This is a genomic window from Leekyejoonella antrihumi (assembly GCF_007845645.1).
Classification (GTDB): Bacteria; Actinomycetota; Actinomycetes; order Actinomycetales; family Dermatophilaceae; genus Leekyejoonella; species Leekyejoonella antrihumi.
Genome location: NZ_VCQV01000115.1, coordinates 1 through 1,702, shown reverse-complemented (window position 1 = coordinate 1,702; position 1,702 = coordinate 1). Strand labels below are relative to the sequence as shown.

The window sequence follows — 1,702 nt, the reverse complement described above, 5'->3', positions numbered from 1 at the left end:
CCCGGGGATTTCATCGGGTGAGGGTCGCGGAGTGCGTGGCGTGAGCTGAAAAGTGCCCCTGACCTGGGAAGATAGTGATTGCGAAGTCCCTATCTGATCCAGTTCGAGGAGCACCTTCCAGGTGAACAACACTACCGGTTTGTATCCGTCTGTTCGCGTCGACACGGCGCCTGTGGCCGCGGCCGGGTCGGCCGGTGGGGTGTTGCTGACCAAGACGGTCGAGGTGACTGGGCTGGGGCGTTTTTTACGGGAGGCGCTTGGGAGCTGGCGCAAGCCGACCGCGGTGCACGACCCGGCGAAGGTCATCACGGATCTCGCGGTGACGCTCGCGCTGGGCGGTGACTGCCTCGCTGATGCCGCGGTCATTCGCGCCGAGGGTGGGCTGTACGGGTCGGTGGCCTCGGAGGCGACGATCTCGCGGACCATTGCGACCCTGGCCAACGACGCGGACCGGGTGTTGGCCCAGGTCGCGGCCGCCCGCAAGCAGGCACGGGACCAGACGTGGGCCCTGGCCGGCGGGCTCGCACCGAATCATGCTGCCACCGCGGCCGATCCGTTGATCGTGGACCTGGACGCCACACTGGTGACCAGTCACTCGGAGAAGGAGCACGCCGCGCCGACGTTCAAGCGCGGGTTCGGCTTTCACCCGTTGTGCTCGTTCGTCGACCACGGCGCCGACGGCACCGGGGAGGCCCTGGCGATCCAGCTGCGGCCGGGCAACGCCGGTTCGAACACGGTCACCGATCACATCGCCGTCACGCGGGACGCGTTGGCCGCAGTCCCGGGGATCAACCCGACCCGTCCGGGCCGCAAGGTCTTGATCCGCACCGACGGCGCCGGCGGGACGAAGGACTTCCTGGCCTGGCTGACCCGACGCACCGTGTCGTACTCGATCGGGTGGAAGCTGCCCGAGGCCATGCCGGACCTGTACCACCAGGTCCCCGAACAGGCCTGGCAGGACGCGGTCAACGCCGACGGCGACATGCGTGATGGTGCCGGGCTGGTCGATCTGACCGACATCCTGGCCTTCCACGGCCACCTGAGAGGCTGGCCGCCACGGATGCGTGTGATCGTGCGCCGGGAACGTCCGCATCCCGGTGCGCAGTTGCGGTTCGAGGATGTCGACGGGTACCGGCTCACGGCGTTCGCGACGAACACGGCCCGCGGGCAGCTGGCCGACCTGGAGCTGCGCCACCGGCGCCGCGCCCGGTGCGAGGACCGCATCCGCATCAGTAAACAAACTGGCCTGATGAACCTGCCCCTACACGGGTTTGACCAGAATCGGATCTGGTGTGCGCTGGTCATGCTCGCTACCGATCTGATCGCCTGGACCCAGCTACTCGCCTTCCCCAACGAGGACGCACGCCGATGGGAACCCAAACGCCTACGGCTGCGCGTGTTCAGCATCCCGGCTGCCCTGGCTCGGCATTCACGACGAATCCTGCTGCATATCAAGGACACCGCACCGTTCGCGGACCTCGTCCTCGCCGGACACCAACGCCTGGTCGCCCTGACTAGGCCGACCTGACCCCGGCCACCAAACCCGCCCCAACAACCCGCAGCACCCATCTCGGTCGTGGAAGCCGACGCCCACCACGAGCGACATCGCGGCCCCCTGTCACACCCTCACGCCAAAATGAGCACCAGCAAGACGGCAGACGCCGACACCCACCTCACACGCCAGACCTATGCAAGATCCGGG

1 protein-coding gene is annotated in these 1,702 nt (G+C 67.6%); it reads left to right on the top strand.

Annotated elements, in window-relative coordinates; genetic code table 11:
* The first annotated feature begins 121 nt into the window (after positions 1–121).
* Positions 122–1,528: an IS1380 family transposase gene (locus FGL98_RS24975; protein ID WP_146321572.1), complete on the top strand. Its 1,407-nt coding sequence runs from the start codon at positions 122–124 to the stop codon at positions 1,526–1,528.
* Positions 1,529–1,702: the final 174 nt, after the last annotated feature.